Genomic DNA, 19,679 nt, shown 5'->3' on the forward strand with positions numbered 1-19,679 from the left:
GTATCGCCATGTGATTCAAAAGGCATTAATTCCAAAGTATTTACGACTGGGTCACTATTGCTGTGCTGATGAGATACAAAATCAACAGCTTCAACCTCTTCTCCTAAGCCCTGTTTAACTGCATCAATAATCTGTTCTAAGCCTGCTACAGCATCGGTATCGGGTTGTGCAATAAAAGTCAGAGTTTGACCACGACGACATCCCATGGCTAATAATTTGGTTAAACTTTTTGCCGAAACGTAAGCCCCCTCATCTACAGCAACGAGAACATCCCCTGCAAATTTCTTAGTCATATTGACCAAGTGTGTCGCGGGACGCGCATGTAGACCATGAGCATTAGCTAAGACAATACGACGAGATGGCCAATCAGGAATCAGTTCAGCACCAATTAACTGCGCCAACTGGTGACTATCTTGCTCTTGGTTGAGGGTATGAACTTGTTCAGTATCAAACAAAATATCCATTAACCGTTGAAACCGTTGCATATCCAGTTGCTCATTACTGGCAATACACACCAAAGTCTTGAGCATTTCCTGCTGATGGCTTAAAACCTGTTCCGCTTTTACCAAACTTACAGCTGGGCTCAAAACATGCTGGTTAGAAGTGATCGACCAGACCCCCTCCCCTAAATGAATCATGCTGTTTAGATTTAAACCCGACAGAAAACCACACTCCACCATTTTTTGCTGTTTCAGCAACTGTGTTGCGTGCCAAATTAAATCTTCTACATCAAGTGCGGGAACTTGAGTGGCGATTAAATTTTCATGCAATGCCAAAGATGCAGGTTGGGCTTGTAATAATGCAATAATTTGCTCTGCGGATTGAGCCTGTTTCACTTGATCAGCGACATCATTAATTAAAGCCCGCGTCAAAATTTGTAAGACTTGCAAATGCTCATCTGATTTCGCAGCAATCACTACTGCTAAATAAATTTTATTTTCACCGTCCCAAACAACTCCTTCAGGAAAGTGCGCCAGACGAATACCAGTTTTTAAAATATATTGGCGAGACTGAGGCGTCCCATGCGGAATGGCAATTCCTTGCCCTAAATACGTTGCACTTTGTTGTTCGCGCCCGGTCAACCCATGAATATAATCAGGTGTAACCAACTGGTCTTTGACCAAGATATCGACTAGACATTGCAACGCTTGTGCTTTATCAGTGGCGTGTTGTTTCATTCGAATATGTTGTATATCTAGCGCGAGCATAAAGCGTCCTTGCAAAATAGCATAGTGAAAAGCTATGCCTTTTTACTGGAGAAAAAATAAAAGTCGAATTCTACTCAGGATTTACACAAAAATCTGTATTTTTTGATTTTATCTTCATGATCATCATTACGATTCTTGCGTACCACACCATGGGCACGTGAAAAAGTAGAAAGCTTATATTTGTACGTCTTACGCCAAAAGGCCAAACAGAAACCGTAACCTCAGGCAACACCCCTCTCATCATAAAATTATACCAGTCAGTAAAATACCCTTAGATTAAGCATATGTATGTTGGTTATTATTGTTGATTATCACAATAAATTAGTGACCAAAAATCAAAGTATCCGACCCCACCTTAAATTACGTCACACAAAATAAAAACTCTATATAACTGTTATATATAGAGTTTATTAACGTACCAATTATGTTATTTAGTGTATTTTATGTCGGTGACTCTTGCCAAGGTTGGTTTTTTTCAAAAGGAAGCTTTGTTTACCCAAATTATTCAGATAAAAATCTCTTTTTTCAAAGGAAAGTTGGCAAAGCCTTAGTAATGTGAGTAATTAAATCGCTTACTCTTTCTCTAGCTTGACCAGGCAATCCGATGTAATATCTGCAATGGTTCTTGCACCAGTCAATGTCATTGCCACACGCATTTCTTTCTCAATCAAATCTAGTAAATTACTTACCCCAGAACCGCCGGCAGCACCAAGTGCGTATACAAATGCACGACCAAGCATGCAAATATCTGCACCCATAGCCAACATACGTACCACATCAAGACCGTTACGAATCCCTGAATCTGCTAAAATTTTGATGTCACCTTTGACCGCACTTGCAATTGAAGGAAGCGCACGAGCAGAAGACAAAACACCATCAAGCTGACGACCACCGTGATTGGAGACCACAATTCCATCTGCTCCGAAACGTACCGCATCCTTGGCATCCTCAGGATCTAAAATCCCCTTAATAACCATGGGACCCTCCCAATAATCACGAATCCACTCAAGATCTTTCCAAGAAATTGAAGGGTCAAAGTTATTTCCCAGCCAACCGATATAATCTTCCAGACCTGTCGGCTTACCTAAATATTTCGAAATGTTACCCAAATCATGCGGACGACCCAATAAACCGACATTCCAAGCCCAGTGTGGGTGCATACACGATTGCATATAACGACGTATTGCAGCATTTTTACCACTCATTCCTGAATGTGCATCACGATAACGCGCACCTGGAACAGGCATATCGACTGTGAATACTAAGGTAGAACAGCCTGCGGCTTTAGCACGTTCCAAGGCATTTTTCATAAAACCACGGTCACGTAGTACATACAGTTGAAACCACATCGGACGTTGAATCGCAGGTGCCACTTCTTCAATTGGACAAACTGAAACTGTTGATAAGGTAAATGGAATGCCCTTTTTATCTGCGGCAACCGCGGCTTGAACTTCACCACGACGCGCATACATACCCGTTAGACCTACAGGTGACAATGCCACTGGCAACGCCAAATTTTCACCAAACAATTGCGTTTCTAAGCTCAGCTCAGACATGTCATTTAACACACGTTGACGTAAAGCGATTTTTGATAAATCGTCTACATTACGCTTTAAAGTATATTCCGCATAGGCACCACCATCGATGTATTCAAATAAAAATGGCGGTAAACGACGTTTCGCAGCTTCACGATAGTCATTTGCAGAAGAAATAATCATAACTTATGTCCTATTTAATCGACTCGAACGTTGACGACGAGCTTCTTCTTCATCGATCATACGTACGCGTTGAACAACAAATTCAATATGCCCACAAGCTGCCTTACGTGCAGTCTCTGAGTCTTGACGTTCAATTGCGTCCATCACCTCAAAATGCTGGTCATGCAATTGTTCAAAATGTTGTGGTGTGGTGTAAACTTTACGTCGCCCTAACATCACGTTGTCTTGCAATAAATCAAACAAACTACGCATCATTTGGATCAGCACTAGATTGTGGGATGCTTCTGCAATCGCCAGATGAAAATTCGCATCCGCTATTGCTGCGTGGGCATCATCACCTAAAGCCTGAAAATGGCTAATCTGCTCAAAACATTGACGAATATTGATCAAATCACTGGGTGTGGCACGTTGTGCGGCATACCATGCTGTACCACCTTCAAGCACCATACGAGCTTCTTGTACATCAAAACGATATTCAGGATCCTGATCCATCAAACCGGATAATGGCTCAACGATTTGATACTGTGACCAATGTGCAGGCAACTGCTTTAAATAGGTGCCTGCACCCGCTTTGCTCTGAATAATCCCTGCGGTAATCAGTTGTTGAATCGCCTCACGTAAAGAGCTACGAGACACACCTAACTGTTCACAGAGTTGGCGTTCAGCAGGCAATCGCTCTCCGACTTGCACATTATTTTTTTCAATCAACAGACGTAAACGCTGTACCACTTTGTCGGAGACTTTCATTTTTTTCCTTGACCCGTTTACGGAATCATCCACGGGAAAACATAAGCTTGTAAGGTCACAATAATACCAATCATCACCGTAAAGATAATGCTGTGTTTTACTGTAAATCTAAATAAATCAGATTCTTTACCAACTAAACCCACTGCTGCACAAGCAATCGCGATTGATTGAGGGGAAATCATCTTACCTGTTACTCCACCACTGGTATTGGCAGCAACTAACAAGACTTCAGGCACACCGATTTGCTGTGCTGTAGTTGCTTGTAACGCTGAAAACAATGCGTTAGCTGAAGTATCTGAACCTGTAAGAAACACTCCAACCCAACCCAAGAATGGTGAGAAGAAGGTGAAAGCCTGACCCGTATGTGCCAGTGCTAAAGCAAGCGTTGCTGACAGACCTGAATAGTTTGCAATGAACGCAAAAGCCAGTACCATACCAATCGAATAAATTGGGGTTTTTAGTTCATTCACGGTTTCAAAGAATGTCGAAACTGCCTCTTTAGGTTTCATGTTTATATAAATAATCGTGATCAATGCCGCCAATATAATCGCCGTACCCGTTGCTGATAACCAATCAAACTTATAAATCGCATCATAATCTTTAATTTCAGGCACGACAGGTGGTAGCTTTTGAATCAATTGATGCAAATACGGCACTTTAATTGAAACTACTAAATCACTTAATGGGCCGTCCTTAACAAATAAATCTTTAAAAGGTTTGATGCTCCAGATCGTCACCATTGCTGTAAGTATCAGAAATGGAGACCAGGCTTTGGCTATCTGTGCCACACTATATTGTTTACGAGCTTGCTTGATAATAGTTTCATCTACCTGTATATTTTTGTCCTCAAAAAGAAAAATATGTTTTGGTTTCCAATACTTAAGTAAGATAGTTAAACTGATTAATGATGCAATTGCAGCAGTGATATCGGGTAACTCAGGCCCAACAAAATTTGATGTTAGATATTGCGCTAAAGAAAAAGATAAGCTGGCAACTAAAATAGCAGGCCAAGTTTCTTTAACCCCACGCCAACCATCCATGATTGCCATGATCCAGATCAATACAATTGGCACCATAAAGGGTAACTGACGACCAACCATTTGACTGATTTCCATGGTGTCAACACCTGAAACCTGCCCAGCGACAATGATCGGAATTCCCATTGCACCAAAAGCAACAGGTGCAGTATTAACTATCAGGCATAGCCCAGCCGCATATAAAGGCTTAAAGCCGAGTCCCACCAACAGTGCCGCAGTAATTGCGACGGGCGCACCAAAACCTGCCGCACCTTCTAAAAACGTACCAAAAGCAAACCCAACTAATAGCATTTGCAGACGTTGATCTTCTGTAATTGACAGAATAGACGAACGAATAACATCAAACTGTCCTGTTTTTACTGAAATCTTATATATAAAAACTGCACCGATAATAATCCATGCAATTGGCCACAGGCCGTAGAAGAATCCATAGACCATTGATGCTAATGCCATTCCAATTGGCATTTTGTATAAAAATAATGAGACCAGAAAGGCTAAAAAAACGGTAATTGTAGCGGCTACACTACCCTTCATGCGAAAAATAGCTAACGCTAAAAAAAAGAAAATAATTGGAACTAGCGCAATAGCACTCGAAATCCAGATATTGCCTATAGGATCATAAATTTGTTGCCACTGTTGAAGCATTGTCTACTCCTTGAAATGCTTAACTACTAGATTGAACAGTTTATTGTACTTAAACACTAAATTGGTATGACCAATTTAGTGTTTAAGAGATAAAATGTGCATTTTGTATTGGCGATATTAGTAATATTAGCCCAAAAACACAATATAAAAGATTTAATTTATTTTTTGGTATGACCAATTTTTATAATCTCTTAAAATTTTATATATTAGATTTCTTTCATAATTCACTTTTTACTCAGCTCAAAATTATAGATTCCCACAATTAAATTAAATCTTAATCCTAGTCTTTTGCCAGGGTTGCGATATCGCTCGGCAAGGATTTTGAAGGTTTTCAAAGTTCCAAATACCTGTTCAATCCCAATTCTTCTTTTATTGATTTCTTGGTTATAAAGTTTTAGCTCGAGATCTGGTTTTTAGTGCTTTTTTGCTTTTAATGGCCATAAACTATTTGGATACAATGTATAAATCCCTTGATAGCCTTTATTTGCAAGAGGCTTTGTTGCACAAACCTACCACTGAAAGCTTCTTGGGGAATATAATTTCTAAATGAAGAGGTCTGCACCCAAGATCTATCGTACAACCAGTTGATCTACCTACAATAAAGCCTTGCTCAGTCAAGGAAATACATCAATTTGGTTTGATTCAGCCATCCAATGGTCGCTCGATTGACTCAACAACTGCCGATGCAAAACTTGGATGAAAATGTACTAGCCCAACAACTTCATTCCACCAATCAAGAGCAGTTGATTGCCTATAAAGTGTCTTTATTTGGCTCTGACGTCAGTGTCGTTCAGCATGTGGTAGCAAAAACCCGAGGTGCACCGAAAGATTTAAGCCACCAAGTAGTTGGCTTTAGTACAAAGCAACAAGGTGAGGCTCAGTTATGTGTTACGTCGTGAGGATATTCAAGTGGTGGTAGCAGAGCGGATGTTCCTACGTGGATAATTGCTCAAAAAGATTTTATAATCGGTATTAATACCAATAATTTTGTCTTTATTGCTATGTATAGACTTAATCGTTTTGATTATTCGTCGAGAGCTTAAAGCCTTAGATGAAGTTTCAACCTTTTAAGTCAGCCAAATTTATCAGTGAATGATGCTACTCACTATTTAAAAACCTTAGATGCCAAAGTAATGCCTTCCAAGGTACAGTCCTTTGCTCAAAACTCTAAGCACTTAATACATAAACTGCATCAAAATCCGGAAAATGAAAAAGTATTTAGTTCATACGCCGCCCATGAATTGCGTAGTCCTTTAACCGCGATCAAAACTCATATTCAGCTTGCACAACTGATGGCAGAACAACAGGCAAGCTCGCCCAAATTGCAACAGAGCTTGCAGCAGGTACACCTTGGTATCCGCCGATGTACCCAGCTACTGGAACAGCTTCTAGCACTTTCATCTACCGATCAAGTACTGAGTGATATCTAGTACAGTATTGAAATTCCACGGCTCCTGACTCAGGTGATTGCCGATTTACAGTCGCTTTATCCGGAAATTGAACCCAGTTTAACAATTGACTGACCGAGCCTGACCCGAGTTGCCCTACCCGATTTTGAACTAGATACCGTCTTTAAAAACCTACTTAACAATGCTCTATTGCATGCACAGGCAAACACCATTTCAATTGCTATGCTGCATGTGTGCTGATCATTCATAATGATAATCAAAGGTTGAAGATATGCATAATTGGGACAGCGTTTCTGGCATAAATCTCCCTAGCAAAATGGGCATGGGCTAGACTTATATTTGATGAAAATGGTGTTAAACAAATATGGCTATCAGATTCAATTTACAGTGGCGCAACCTCAATATTTAAGCATTCACATCAGCCTCGCTGCAAGCGGATCACTTACTTATGAGAAGACAGGGCTAAATTTAAAGCTGGAATATCAACCCATGTCGTATCAGCAAAATCACGCTGCAAATACTGTTTTAAATAAGCAATGGTATCTTCAGCGATCAAGGGATCTTTGGAGTTATCTGCATGATTAAAAGCAATGGCATATAATTGAACCCCGCGGAGTTTTAACAACTCAAGACTCAGTAAGGTATGATTAATACTGCCTAAACGCCCTGAAGTGACGAGAATCACCGGATAATTATGTGTCTGAATATAATCAATAGTCAGGAACTCTTCGGTTAAGGGCACCATCAGACCACCGGCACCTTCCAGCAAAATACAGTCGTAGGCCGCAGCCAGCTGTTCGGTAGCCTGATGAATCTGTTCAAAGTTAATGGCTCGCCCATCCAGTCGCGCAGCAAGATGCGGTGAAGCCGGATACGTAAAAATTTCCGGCATGGTCAGTTTTTGCTGGTCTTCCGGTAACAGTCCACAACCCATAATTGCACGATGCTGTTCGATATCTTCTGATATATCGACATTTCCGGTCTGGATCAGCTTTTGGGTTATGGTACGAATGCCCTGCTCATTCCAATTTTTGGCCAGAAAACCAGTAGTAAAGGTTTTACCAATTGCGGTATCAATGCCGCTGACAAAATAAATCTGTGCGCTCATGCTGTCTTCCGTGCAATGACATAAACCGGATGATAGGTCAGTGCATACTGTTTGCTTTCAGGGTCTTGGAATTGTTGATAGCCGGTATAAAAATCCTGTAAGGACGATTTTGTCCACCGAAACCCCTGTGCCGTCGCCTGTACACCAGTGGCTTTGATATGCTGTAACACCTGTTTCGGATGCTCAAAATGCAAGGTCATCTGTTCTTCTGTCTGCAGCAGAATGTCAAAGCCTAAGGATTCAAGCAGTTCACAGACCTCCGCTAAAGGCAGATAATCCAAGCCTTGTCCGGTCAGTGCCTTAATTTCCTTTAAATTATTGTCCGTATAACTGGCAAAACACAGATGCCCAGAGGGATTTAAGGCCTGCGCAATGTTGAGCAACAATGCTTTTAAATCCGAGATCCATTGCAATGCAGAACACGACAGCACCATGTCCAGAGACTGCGGCAGTGGCAAGGTTTCAATATTACCAATCCCCCACAAAAGCCGATCATCTTCCGGGAAATGCTGCTTCACTTCGGCATATAGATCATTTAAAAATAAATGATCAAAGCTGTAATACTGCATAAAAAGCCGGGTAAAAAACCCTGAACCGCAGCCAATTTCCAATACCCGTTGCAAATGTGGTTGTGCTACATGCTGCTGCATGAACTGCATCAACTCTGCCGCTACGGCACTTTGTACCAGCGCATGCTGCTCATAACTGAGATTTGCCTGAGCAAAACGCTGGGCAATCTGTTTGCTGTTCATCGCGGCAAATTCCTCAGCACCTGCAGACATGCGTCCAGCTCATCCGCAGAAATGTTCTGATTCAGGCAGATTCTGAGTCTGGAGGTGTTGGCAGGAACCGTTGGCGGACGTACTGGTAGCACATAAAATCCCTGCTGTTGCATAATTTCAGCCGCCTGAATGGTGCGTTTTGCCTCACCAATCAGTACCGGCACAATTTGCGAGGTTGACGGACAGTGATATCCCAAGTCTTGAATGCCCTGCTGACAGCGTACAGCCAATGCTGCCAAATGTACTCGTCCCGCCTGAAGCTGCTGTACCTTCTGAAAAATAAATCTAGTCCAGGCCATACATAGTGGCGGCTGGGCGGTACTAAAAATTAAAGGTCGCATGCTATTAATCAGATAGTCACGAATCACTGGCGCACAGACCAGATAACCACCAACTGAAGCCAAAGCCTTGCCAAAGGTACCGACCAGGAAATCAATCTGGTCCAATACTTGATACTGTTCTGCGCAGCCCAATCCACGTTCACCGCGCACACCAATTGCATGTGCCTCATCGACATAGAGCATGACTTTTGCAAACTGCTGTTTTAATGCCACCAAAGCAGCTAAATTTGTTTCATCCCCATCCATACTGAAAATTGATTCAGTTACCACAATGATGCGCTGGATAGATTCATCTGACTGATATTTTTCTAAAAACTGAGTCAAATGCTGCAGGTCATTATGGCGGTAACGCACATAGCCAGCTTTAGATAAACGAATCCCGTCGATAATACTGGCATGTACCAGTTTGTCAGCAATGATCATGGTTTTAGCATTACTGAGCGCAGGAAGAATCCCGATATTCATGTGATAACCACTATTAAACAGCAGTACTGAACGTCCAAAAGCCTGTGACATCTGTGCTTCAAGTTGTTCAAAATTGGGAAAGTTTCCCGTCAGTAAACGTGAAGAGCTTGAACTCATATGTCGCTCAGACATGGGCGTGAGGTCAAAAAATTCCTCACGTAGCGTTAAGTTGGATGCCAGACCTAAATAGTCGTTGGATGCCAAATTCAGCATCTCTTGACCATTGAGTTGCAATCGTGGCTGGCTAGAAATATTGGACTTAAACTGGCGATATTGCCCTTGCTGTTTCAAGTCATCTAGCTGCTGCTGGAAATGCTCAAGATGGTTCATGCTACTGCCTCTATCTGCTGAATCATCTCCCGCATATGCTTTAATAAAGTTTCAAGTTGCTGTGTTGAAATTACATATGGCGGCATGACATAGACTAGACTGTCAAAAGGACGAATCCAGACGCCACGGCATACACATTCAGCCTGAAAACGAGCCAAATCAACAGTTTGATGTAGCTCAACCACGCCAATTGCGCCGAGGACACGCACATCTTTGACTTGTGCCAAGGATTTTAAATCCAGTAAATATTGTCCTAGTGTACTTTCAATCTGTTGAATACGCGTCTGCCAGTCTTGAGCCAGTAACAGCTGGGTACTTTTCAATGCGACCGCGCAGGCCAACGGATTAGCCATAAAAGTTGGGCCATGCATAAACACACCCGCTTCACCACTTGAAATCGTCTCTGCTACATGGCGAGTGGTTAAGGTCGCTGACAGGGTCATATAACCACCAGTCAATGCCTTACCGATACACATAATGTCTGGTGTGACCTGAGCGTGTTCATAAGCAAATAGTTTTCCAGTGCGGCCAAAACCGGTGGCAATTTCATCTAAAATCAGCAGTACATCGTACTTTTCACACAACAACTTAGCTTGCTTTAAATATTCTGGATGATAGAAACGCATCCCCCCTGCACCTTGCACAATCGGCTCGATGATCATGGCAGCAATCTGCTGATGCTGCAGTGCCAGTATGCGCTCAAGTGGCTGTATATCTTCGGGTTGCCATGCCCCATCAAAACGGCTTTGAGGTGCCGGAACAAATAAACGGTTCGGCAAACTCGAACCAAAAATTTGATGCATACCAGTTACAGGATCACAAACCGACATGGCATTCCAGGTGTCGCCATGATAGCCAGAGCGTGTGGTAACAAAGTTAGTTTTTTGTGGTTGCTGACGTGCATTCCAATATTGCACAGCCATTTTCAACGCCACCTCAACCGCGACCGAGCCGGAATCGGCAAAGAAAATTTTATCCAGTTCAGGCGCCGTGATCTCGAGTAGCAGTTTAGACACATCAATCGCAGGCTGATGAGTCAAACCACCAAACATGATATGTGACATCGACTCTAATTGTTTTGTTACGGCCTGATTGAGTTCAGAATGATTATAACCGTGAATTGTGCACCACCAGGACGACATGCCATCAATCAGCTCGGTACCATCTTCAAGTTCAATGACTGCACCATGTGCAGCTTTAACTTTGTAACATGGCAAGGGTTGTGTCATGGAGGTATAAGGATGCCAAATATGCTGTTGATCAAAAGCGTCCTGCACAGAATTTACCCCAATTATTAAAACTAAAACTGATCTTAGCGCGTTAAATCTGAAAATGAAACGTCAAGAGCTACCAATCTCTTTTTGCTTAAGCCAGATCGGCTAAAAATTTTAAAATTGGCTCAACGAGTAACTTGGTATCAAAAAGGATGGCATCGTGCGTGCCCTGTATTTTTACCAAATTCAGATTTTGGGTTGTTAAAAACACAGATTCTTGACTAACTTTGTAAGGAACCAACATATCATTCTCGGAAAATATAAATAGCATCTTGACTGAATGATTTTTTAAGATATCCACTAGATTTAATTGCTGCAATAGATAAAGATGCTTAACCTGATAGTTTAAATCAATACTATTTAACTGTTGGTGCAATAATTTTGCACGTTCACGCGCTGCTGCGCCAGCTAAAGTGACCAAGGTACAGAAGCGCTGCATCCCGCGTTTTGGATCAGCCAGTATGGAGGATTTAAATTGTGTATATTGTTCAACTGGCATTGCCTGTGGCCATGCTTCGTTGGCCACGAAACAGGGATTTGACATACAGCAAATCACTGGCTTGGCAATTTTCAGTTGTTGCTGGATTTCATTAGCCAGCAAAAGTGCCAACTGTCCACCCAAAGACCATCCCATCAAGACATCAATAGAACTCGCCTGCCTGACTTTTTCGGCCAAAATACTTTCCACGTTAGGATCAAAAATATCCCATACTTCAACTTGATGCTGCTGCCGTAACTGTTCTACAAACGGGGTTAAGACCGCTGTTCCTAGCCCCCAACCCGTAATCATCAGTATCTTCATTTTGTCTGCTCCAATAAAAAGGGACCAATTCAAGTTGAAATGATCCCTGTTTGTTACACGATTAATTAAGCAGGTTGCATCGCATCTACAGCCAATTCTTTAGCTGTTTTCTTGGCAGCTTCAGCTTTTAAGCCTAATTTAGCAAACAAGACTTTGTCTTTACCTTCACCACTGTTCGGGGCAGTAAGCAATTTATCACCTGAAAATAATGAGTTAGCTCCAGCCATAAATGCCAGTGCCTGATCAGAGTCAGAGAGAGATTCACGACCTGCCGACAAGCGGATATAACTCTTCGGCATAATAATCCGTGCTACCGCAATAGTACGAATCCAGTCAATCACATCCAGTTTTTCAACATCGGCCAGTGGTGTGCCTTCAATAGGAACCAGCATATTTATGGGCACCGAACCCGGGTGAATCGGCATAGTCGCTAGTTCAAATAACAAACCGACTCGGTCTTGTACGCCTTCGCCCAAGCCGACAATACCGCCACTACAGACATTAATTCCGGCATTACGCACATGATCAAGCGTATTTAAGCGGTCATCAAAGCTACGTGTACTGATGACATTGGCATAATATTCACGTGAGGTATCAAGGTTGTGGTTGTAATAATCTAGCCCTGCATCTTTCAGACGTTCCGCCTGTGAGGCATTCAGCATCCCTAGGGTCATACAGGTTTCCATGCCCAGTTTCTTGACTTCCTGCACCAATTCCAGCACATACGGCATATCGCGTTCATGCGGGTTACGCCATGCTGCGCCCATGCAAAAACGGGTCGAACCGGAAGCTTTGGCCTGTTTGGCTTCAGCAATCGCCTTTTGTACTTCTACGCGTTTTTCAATTTCCAGATCAGTATCATAATGTGCAGATTGCGAACAGTATTTACAATCTTCCGGACAACGGCCCGTTTTAATTGAAAGCAGAGTACTGACCTGAACAGTATTCGGTTCAAAGTTTTGGCGATGAATTTGCTGTGCCTGAAACAGTAAATCCATTAAAGGCAAGTCATAAATTTCTTGTATTTCGGCACGTGACCAATCATTACGGATCATCTTGTCTGCATCATCTAAAATTCCATTGAGTAAATCATACGCTGTTTTTTTTATTTTTCTTTAGCGTTTTCTTTCATATTCATTGCCTGCTTAAAATAGCTTTAGTGTATCAAGCTATTTTGAAAGCTTATTTAACTCGAATCCTGCTTAAGCCGATGATTCCTTAATTTGAATTGTTGGCTTATTTCGATGGGTTAATTGATATGCACATAGTGAGGCGTAAATTCCACTCAGAAATCCATGAAGACTTCGTGCTTTACTCGTCACTAAATTGTATTGCCCCTTCAATAAGCTGAATAATGTTTCTATTTTATTGCGTTGTCTTAGGTGATATTCATCTGATGCACAAAGTTGAATAGCCTGCATATTCTTTCGATGATAAATAATTAAATCAATACCTTGATGTTTCAATCTAATTTTTAATTCTTGGCTGATGTAACCTCGATCCCCGTAAAGTTTTGCTTCTACACCAGCAACCAATTGCTCAACCATTTTTATGTCAGCAACATGTCCATTCGATAAAGCAGAACAGGCAATTTCACCAAATTGATTCATCGCAATATGTAATTTATAGCCATAAAACCAGCCCATTGAGCTTCTACCACGTGATGCAATTTGGACTAATGATTTATGATGCTGAATACGTTGATTTTTACAAACTGGCAGAGTTGTTGAATCAATCCATAAATATTGTGTACCTTGGCCTTTCATCAGTGCCACATGTAAAGCGTGTAGAGCTAATTCATGCATATTGATCAGATGAATCATCCTTTGATAGCAAGGCAAGTACTTAAATAAATGGCTTTTATCTTCTTTTAACCAGCTGAAAAAGGCTTTGAAATTATTGAAATGAGAGCATTTGTACCAAATGGCAATAAAGCAGATTTCTGAAATTGTAAGTTGAGCAGTTCTGATTCTTAAGGAACCACGGTTTTGTTTGAGAAACTCCCAATAAGTTGATTCAAATTTAAGAAAAAAATCATCAATTACGCAGAATAATTCGGTACTATTGAACATCAGGACGAGAGTTGTGAGTTTGGTGTGGTAACTCAACTGATGGCTCTAGTCCTCTTATTTTTCAAGTCAATTTCTTATCCGCGATTCGGGTTAATTAAGGATGCATAAGCTTCCTTTTTTATAGACAAATGTACAAGAAACAATACTATAACTTTACACTAGTTCTATCTGCATACCTTTGATTTATACTAGCCGGATAACATTACCGACTTTAAATCAGTTTAGCGACTTTATGAACTTAAAGAAAAATAAAAGACAGCTTGTCTGGGGGTTAAATCTGCTTGCATCGATGATGTATGGCAGCTTTGCTCATGCGCAGAGCATCAGCTTTCAGGACGCTGAACGTCAGTTGTTGCAAAACTCTTATAGCAGCCAAGCCTATCAAAGTCTGGAGCAGGCTTCAAAACTTGAAGCTGAAGCAGTAAAAGGCGTAGGTCTGCCGCGTGTCGATCTGAATGTTCGTGCGTATGCCTTTCATAATGAACTCGATCTGCCTTTAGGTGCATTAAAAAATAATTTAGAGCAATCCTTAACGGATGGTGTCAATAATAGAATTGATGAACTGAACTTAGGTGATCTGGCTGACCCGCTAAAAAATAGTTTAAGACAACCTATTCAAAATGGAGTTGGCTTAATTCCTGATAGTTCGCATGTCGTGCTGGATGATCAGGTGATTCGCCCGACGGTTTCAGTCATGATGCCGCTTTATACCGGTGGACTGACAAGCAGCGCCAAAGAAATCGCCAATATTCAAGTAGGTCGTAGTCAGCTCAGCAACAAACAGCAGCAAGATACGCAGCGTTTTGAACTGATTCAAAGTTATTTCAATGTCCAGCTCCAAAAGCAACTGCATGCAGCAGCACTGTTTAACTTGAATGCCATGCAGCAGCATTATCGCAACGCCTTAAAGATGGAACAGCAAGGTTTTATCAGTAAAGGCCAGCGCATGCAATTTGAAGTGGCACGTAATAATGCCGAACGCAGCCAGCAAAACACACAAGCCAATTTGAATGCTGCGCTGTTCCAGCTGAATAATCTGCTTCAGGAAAGTAGCATCACCGAACTTTCGACGCCTTTATTTGTCAATAAAACCGAGCCACAGGCCTTAAATCATCTGCTAAAAACTTTTAGTCAGAACTCTGCGTTGATTCAAAAAATGCAGCTGGATACCCAATTGGCCCAAGCCAATGTCAAAGCCCAGCAAGCGGCAAAAAAACCGAATGTTTTTGCTTTTGGTGAATATAGTCTGGATCAAAATGAAAACTGGATTGTCGGAGTTGCCGCACGTTATAACCTGTTTTCCGGAATTGATAAAAACAAAAATATTCAGGCTGCCGAACTCAAACGCTCTGCTACAGAATTACTCACTGCACGCACCCAGCAAGAAATTGAAAATTTGATCTATAAATCTTATAGCGAAGCACTCAGCGCACAGCAAAGTGATGCGCTTCTGGCACAAAACTTGAAAGCCGCACAGGAAAATTTACGCATCCAAGAATTGTCTTTTAAAGAAGATATGGGCACCGCCACACAGGTCATCGATGCACAAAATATGCTGAGCGGACTACGAGCTGAAACTGCCTTGAATGCCTACAAATATGTGATGTCACTGGCCACCCTATTACAAAGCCATGGCTCGATTGCAGAATTTCCGAACTACATCCAACATACCAACACCCACTCTATTCGCTAATGGAGCCGAACATGAACGAAGATCAAAAATCCAATGATCCTGTGAATGAAGCGGCTTCATCCAGCGATACAGAAAAATCGCCTGCACAACAGGTAGAAACAAAAACTGAAATAGAAAATAACGCGACGACTTCCACCGAGCATGAACAAGCTCCTGAAATCTCCAAAAAGAAAAAATATTTATTGCTCGCCCTGATTCCAGTTCTGCTGGCAGTCATCGCTTTTGGATTATGGAAAAGCTATCAACCCGCTCCGCTTGAATTGCAGGGTCGTGTAGAAGCTGAAACGGTTCAGGTGGCGACCAAAGTGCCAAGCCGTATTGAAGAAATTTATGTAGCAGAAGGTCAGCAGGTCAAAAAAGGCGATGTGCTGGTGCGCTTAAACAGCCCGGAAATTCAGGCCAAAAAACAGCAAGCTGTAGCGGCTTTGCAATCTGCGCTGGCCTTACAATCGACTGCTGAACGTGGCTCGCAGGAAGAAAATATCGCCAGCCTGTATGCCAACTGGCAATCGCTGAAAGCACAGCAAAATTTAACCAAAGTTTCTTATGAGCGTGGTGCAAATTTATTTAAGGAAGGTGTGATTTCACGCCAGCGCCGTGATGAATTGTATGCAGCCAGTCAATCAGCGGCACAAATGACAGAAGCAGCGTATCAGCAATACGCACGTGCCAAACGTGGCAGCACCTCGCAGCAAAAGAGTTCTGCCGATGCACAAGTAGATATTGCCCAGGCTGCGCTGGATGAAGCCAATGCATTAGAGGCAGAAACCCAATTAGTAGCACCTGTAAACGGAACGGTGTCTAAAACCTATGGAAAAGTCTCGGAGCTGGTAGCCACCGCAGTCCCTGTGGTCAGCCTGATTGAAGATCAAATGTGGGTGAGCCTGAATATTCGTGAAGACCAATATGCCCCATTTCAGAAAATGAGCAGTATTGAAGGTTATATTCCCGCCCTAGATAAAACCGCCACTTTTCAAATCAAGCAGATCAGTGCTGAAGGTGAATTTGCCACCATTAAGACCACACGCCAAACCGGCGGTTATGATGTGCGAAGTTTTAAGCTGCATCTTGTGCCCGCACCAGCGATTCCTGAACTGAAAGTTGGGATGAGCGTGTTATTTAAACTGAAAGAGGCCCGATAATGTGGACGGGTATATGGCGCGAACTGCGCTATCTGCTCCGAGAAAAATGGGATCTGTGTCTGGTCACGCTGGCACCTGCACTGGTGATTATTTTATTCAGCAGCATGTTTGCTCAAGGGAAACCGGATCATTTACCGATTGCGATTATTGATCAAGACCAGAGTGCGCTGAGTCAAAGCATTTATCAGCATGTGGCGCTGAATCATACTCTTAAAATTGCTACGGTGTCGGAACAAACAGCTGAAATTGAGCGCCTGTTAAATCAAAATAAAATTTGGGGTTATATCCATATTCCAAGCGGTGCCGAGCAACGTCTGGTTCGTGCCCAGGATGCTGACATCAGTATTGCCTTTAACCAGAGTTATTTCAGTATCGGAAATACCATCTCCTCTGCCATGCTGGTCAGTACCCTACAAGCACTGGCTGAATTTGGCGGACAGCAATATCTGGGCAACCGGCTGCCTTCTCTCGAAGCACCGTCGCCGCATATCAAAATATCGCCGCTGTATAATCCACAACTGAATTATGAATTCTATCTGGAACCCTATGTCATTCCGGCAATTCTGCATTTACTGCTGTGTTGTTGTGTGGCATTTTCCGTCGGTCAGGAACTGAAGCGACAGACCTTAACAAGCTGGATCAGCAACTCGTCCATCTGGATGGCATTGCTGTCTAAAAATCTGGTCTATGTGGCTATTTTTAGTCTATGGACCTGGATCTGGATGTTCTGGCTGATTGAAATTCGCGGCTGGTTTGTTGCCGGCTCGCTCAGCCTGATTCTATTGGCGCAATTTCTGCTGTATAGCGCTTATGCATTTTTAAGCAGTGCAGTGGTTCTGGCAACCAAAGATTTAAGTAAATCTTTCGGCATCATTGCGGTCTATGGCGGTTCATCTTTAAGTTTTGCCGGTGTGACCCTCCCTTTAAATAATGCGCCCCTATTCACCCAGTTTTGGTCCAATATTATTCCGTTTACGCCCTATGCCAAATTACAAACTGAACAATGGGTGATTGGTAGTCCATTGCATATTTCACTGCAAGCTGGATTAATGCTGCTGATCTATGCCCTAGTCTACGCTCTGCTGGCTTATCTGTTTCTTAAAAAAATAGCTAAAGGAGCAGTCCAATGAAATCCCTCTGGTTTTACTATCTGCAAAGCTTCAAGGATATTGTCAGTCACGGCACGATCTTTACCACGCTTATTCTATCCGTCTTATTTTACAGCTTTTTTTATCCAACCGCTTATCAGGCACAGCAGGCTGAAGCCTTACCCATTATTATTGTCGATGAAGAACAAAGTAACTTAAGCACCCGTATTATTGGTCAGGTGGCACAAAGCCCCAATGTGGAAATTGAGGCGATTACCGGCAATTTTGCCGAAGCCAAACAATGGGTTGAATCTCAAAAAGCCGATGGTATCTTGTTACTACCGGACAATTTATCGCAAAGCTTAAGGCATGGTGAAACAGGCGGAATTGGACTGTATTTAAGCACTGCCAACTTTTTAGTGACCAAACAAATTGGTCTGGGCTTAGCTACATCAGTTGAGCAAACTTTGGCAGACTATACTGAACGCTTTAGCAAGGTCTCGGATTTTTCACCTGCTCTTTCTGTGCATCAAATTCCTTTATTTAATCCGCTGTCCGGCTATGGCAGCTATGTCTTTCCTGCGGTTGCACCTTTAATTATCCACCAAACCATTCTTTTGGGTTTGAGTATGCTGATTTTGGTATATCGGGAAAGAAAAATAGAATTAAACACAAATGCATTGATTGGGATGTGTTTAGCGGTCTTCACCATTGGTTGTCTGGGATGTTTCTATTTATTCGGCTTTAGCTTCTGGCTATTTGATTATCCACGTGGTGGCAACCTGCTCGGGATGCTGCTGGCTGTTGCGGTTTTTATCTACACGATAATTGGCATGACCTGCCTATTTGCCAGTTTTCTGGATCTGCCGGAACGTGCGGGTCATGTGATTGTATTCACTTCTATTCCACTGTTCTTTTTATCTGGTGCGGCCTGGCCGCATGCTGCCATGCCCACCTGGATGCAAGTCGTTGGCGAAATCCTGCCCTCTACCCAAATTGTGCAGACGTTTATTCAACTCAATCAGATGGGTGTGCCTACAACACTGATCTTGCCTAAACTGCTCTATCTTGGAATGATCGGTAGCTTGTGCTTTTTTTTGGCTTATCGACGTTTAATTTCAAACTGTGGAACTTTCTAGCTAGATGTTTAGTCCCAGATTTTAATGGTGCAACATTCTTAGAGAAATGAAAGGAAGCACTATGGGACAAGTTCTACACAGAAGCGTCACAACGACATAGACAGTGCGTCGAGCAATACAAAATAGTCAAGAGAGCTTAAGAACGCTAGCCAAGCGTTACGGCATCAATCAAAAGACCGTCGCAAAATGGAAGAAACGTACTTCAGTAGATGATCTTACAACCGGGCCAAAGAATCCTCGCTCAAGCGTGTTATCGCCTGAAGATGAGGCGGCAATTGTTGCTTTTCGAAAACGCACTTTGTTGCCGCTAGACGATTGCCTTTATGCATTGCAGCCGAGTATTCCTTATCTGACACGCTCGTCGTTACACCGCTGCTTGCAGCGGCATGGTATTTCATGACTGCCTAAGGTACAAGGTGATCGCCCTGTCAGGAAGCGCTTCAATTGTTACTTTCATATCGACATCGCTGAGATGCAAACAGCACAGGATAAGCTTTATCTCTTCGTGGCTTTATTGCATAAATATTTTTCAAGATACTGATTTTTAAGGGTCTTATAAAACTTTAATAAAAAATAAATATAATAAAATCAAAGTGTTAGGTATTAGTGCAGCAAAGCCGTTCAGGAGCACAAAGGTAAGGTAATAACATCTTTTTAATAGTGATATTTATTGCTCCCT

16 protein-coding genes and 4 pseudogenes are annotated in these 19,679 nt (G+C 42.3%); 8 read left to right on the forward strand and 12 right to left on the reverse strand.

The genetic code is table 11. From position 1 onward, the window contains the following. Positions 1–79 precede the first annotated feature (79 nt). Positions 80–1,208, reverse strand: a pseudogene (gene fruB, locus AC3IT7_RS15390) (fused PTS fructose transporter subunit IIA/HPr protein); the annotation flags it as partial. A gap of 120 nt (positions 1,209–1,328) precedes the next feature. On the opposite strand from fruB, the pseudogene AC3IT7_RS15395 reads away from it, so the two are divergent. Further along, positions 1,329–1,427, forward strand: a pseudogene (locus AC3IT7_RS15395) (VF530 family DNA-binding protein); the annotation flags it as partial. Positions 1,428–1,780: 353 nt separating this feature from the next. Here the strand turns inward: AC3IT7_RS15395 and lldD are convergent. From lldD to AC3IT7_RS15415, 4 genes and pseudogenes are all read right to left on the reverse strand, one after another. Then, a complete protein-coding gene (gene lldD / locus AC3IT7_RS15400) occupies positions 1,781–2,926 on the reverse strand; it encodes an FMN-dependent L-lactate dehydrogenase LldD (protein ID WP_004282143.1) in 1,146 nt (381 codons plus the stop codon). Between the two features lie 3 nt (positions 2,927–2,929). Continuing rightward, positions 2,930–3,673, reverse strand: a complete 744-nt coding sequence (lldR, locus tag AC3IT7_RS15405; protein ID WP_004282146.1) for a transcriptional regulator LldR — start codon at positions 3,671–3,673, stop codon at positions 2,930–2,932. A 17-nt stretch (positions 3,674–3,690) separates the two neighbouring features. Next, positions 3,691–5,355 (reverse strand): L-lactate permease, encoded by a 1,665-nt coding sequence (gene lldP / locus AC3IT7_RS15410; RefSeq protein ID WP_489250030.1) that lies wholly within the window; start codon positions 5,353–5,355, stop codon positions 3,691–3,693. A 224-nt stretch (positions 5,356–5,579) separates the two neighbouring features. Further along, positions 5,580–5,699, reverse strand: a pseudogene (locus tag AC3IT7_RS15415) (IS5/IS1182 family transposase); the annotation flags it as partial. 309 nt (positions 5,700–6,008) lie between these two features. Between AC3IT7_RS15415 and AC3IT7_RS15420 the strand changes: the two are divergent. Both AC3IT7_RS15420 and AC3IT7_RS15425 read left to right on the forward strand, forming a co-directional pair. Further along, a complete protein-coding gene (locus tag AC3IT7_RS15420; RefSeq protein ID WP_004282150.1) occupies positions 6,009–6,254 on the forward strand; it encodes a hypothetical protein in 246 nt (81 codons plus the stop codon). A gap of 189 nt (positions 6,255–6,443) precedes the next feature. Next, on the forward strand, positions 6,444–6,785 hold the full coding sequence (locus AC3IT7_RS15425) for a histidine kinase dimerization/phospho-acceptor domain-containing protein (RefSeq protein WP_004282152.1): 342 nt from the start codon (positions 6,444–6,446) through the stop codon (positions 6,783–6,785). A gap of 421 nt (positions 6,786–7,206) precedes the next feature. Here AC3IT7_RS15425 and bioD read toward each other — a convergent pair whose 3' ends face one another. The 7 genes from bioD to AC3IT7_RS15460 form a co-directional block, all read right to left on the reverse strand. Then, complete coding sequence (bioD, locus tag AC3IT7_RS15430) at positions 7,207–7,872, reverse strand: dethiobiotin synthase (RefSeq protein ID WP_004282154.1); 666 nt, start codon at positions 7,870–7,872, stop codon at positions 7,207–7,209. After that, positions 7,869–8,654: a malonyl-ACP O-methyltransferase BioC gene (gene bioC / locus AC3IT7_RS15435; protein ID WP_004282156.1), complete on the reverse strand. Its 786-nt coding sequence runs from the start codon at positions 8,652–8,654 to the stop codon at positions 7,869–7,871. The genes bioD and bioC overlap by 4 nt, the downstream gene beginning before the upstream one ends. Further along, on the reverse strand, positions 8,621–9,790 hold the full coding sequence (locus tag AC3IT7_RS15440; RefSeq protein ID WP_004282158.1) for an 8-amino-7-oxononanoate synthase: 1,170 nt from the start codon (positions 9,788–9,790) through the stop codon (positions 8,621–8,623). Before AC3IT7_RS15440 ends, bioC begins: the two co-directional genes overlap by 34 nt. Beyond that, complete coding sequence (gene bioA / locus AC3IT7_RS15445) at positions 9,787–11,067, reverse strand: adenosylmethionine--8-amino-7-oxononanoate transaminase (protein WP_489250031.1); 1,281 nt, start codon at positions 11,065–11,067, stop codon at positions 9,787–9,789. The genes AC3IT7_RS15440 and bioA overlap by 4 nt, the downstream gene beginning before the upstream one ends. Before the next feature lie 88 nt (positions 11,068–11,155). Then, positions 11,156–11,866 carry an alpha/beta hydrolase family protein gene (locus AC3IT7_RS15450; RefSeq protein WP_004282161.1) on the reverse strand — a complete coding sequence of 237 codons (711 nt, stop codon included), beginning with the start codon at positions 11,864–11,866 and terminating at the stop codon, positions 11,156–11,158. A gap of 65 nt (positions 11,867–11,931) precedes the next feature. After that, positions 11,932–12,921 carry a biotin synthase BioB gene (gene bioB / locus AC3IT7_RS15455; protein WP_004733127.1) on the reverse strand — a complete coding sequence of 330 codons (990 nt, stop codon included), beginning with the start codon at positions 12,919–12,921 and terminating at the stop codon, positions 11,932–11,934. A 147-nt stretch (positions 12,922–13,068) separates the two neighbouring features. Beyond that, positions 13,069–13,938, reverse strand: coding sequence for an IS982 family transposase (locus AC3IT7_RS15460; RefSeq protein ID WP_489250053.1), 870 nt, complete (start codon positions 13,936–13,938; stop codon positions 13,069–13,071). 232 nt (positions 13,939–14,170) lie between these two features. On the opposite strand from AC3IT7_RS15460, the gene AC3IT7_RS15465 reads away from it, so the two are divergent. From AC3IT7_RS15465 to AC3IT7_RS15485, 5 genes and pseudogenes are all read left to right on the forward strand, one after another. Next, on the forward strand, positions 14,171–15,631 hold the full coding sequence (locus AC3IT7_RS15465; RefSeq protein WP_005093777.1) for a TolC family protein: 1,461 nt from the start codon (positions 14,171–14,173) through the stop codon (positions 15,629–15,631). Between the two features lie 11 nt (positions 15,632–15,642). Continuing rightward, the gene (locus AC3IT7_RS15470; RefSeq protein ID WP_489250032.1) at positions 15,643–16,773 is read left to right on the forward strand and encodes an HlyD family secretion protein; all 1,131 of its coding nucleotides are present in this window, start codon (positions 15,643–15,645) and stop codon (positions 16,771–16,773) included. Then, the gene (locus AC3IT7_RS15475; protein ID WP_004733131.1) at positions 16,773–17,903 is read left to right on the forward strand and encodes an ABC transporter permease; all 1,131 of its coding nucleotides are present in this window, start codon (positions 16,773–16,775) and stop codon (positions 17,901–17,903) included. The genes AC3IT7_RS15470 and AC3IT7_RS15475 overlap by 1 nt, the downstream gene beginning before the upstream one ends. Further along, a complete protein-coding gene (locus AC3IT7_RS15480) occupies positions 17,900–19,000 on the forward strand; it encodes an ABC transporter permease (RefSeq protein WP_005093772.1) in 1,101 nt (366 codons plus the stop codon). Before AC3IT7_RS15475 ends, AC3IT7_RS15480 begins: the two co-directional genes overlap by 4 nt. 103 nt (positions 19,001–19,103) lie before the next feature. Then, positions 19,104–19,514 (forward strand): annotated as a pseudogene (locus AC3IT7_RS15485) (transposase family protein); the annotation flags it as partial. Between the last annotated feature and the right edge of the window lie 165 nt (positions 19,515–19,679).

The sequence above is a fragment of the Acinetobacter sp. KH_038 genome, assembly GCF_057839405.1.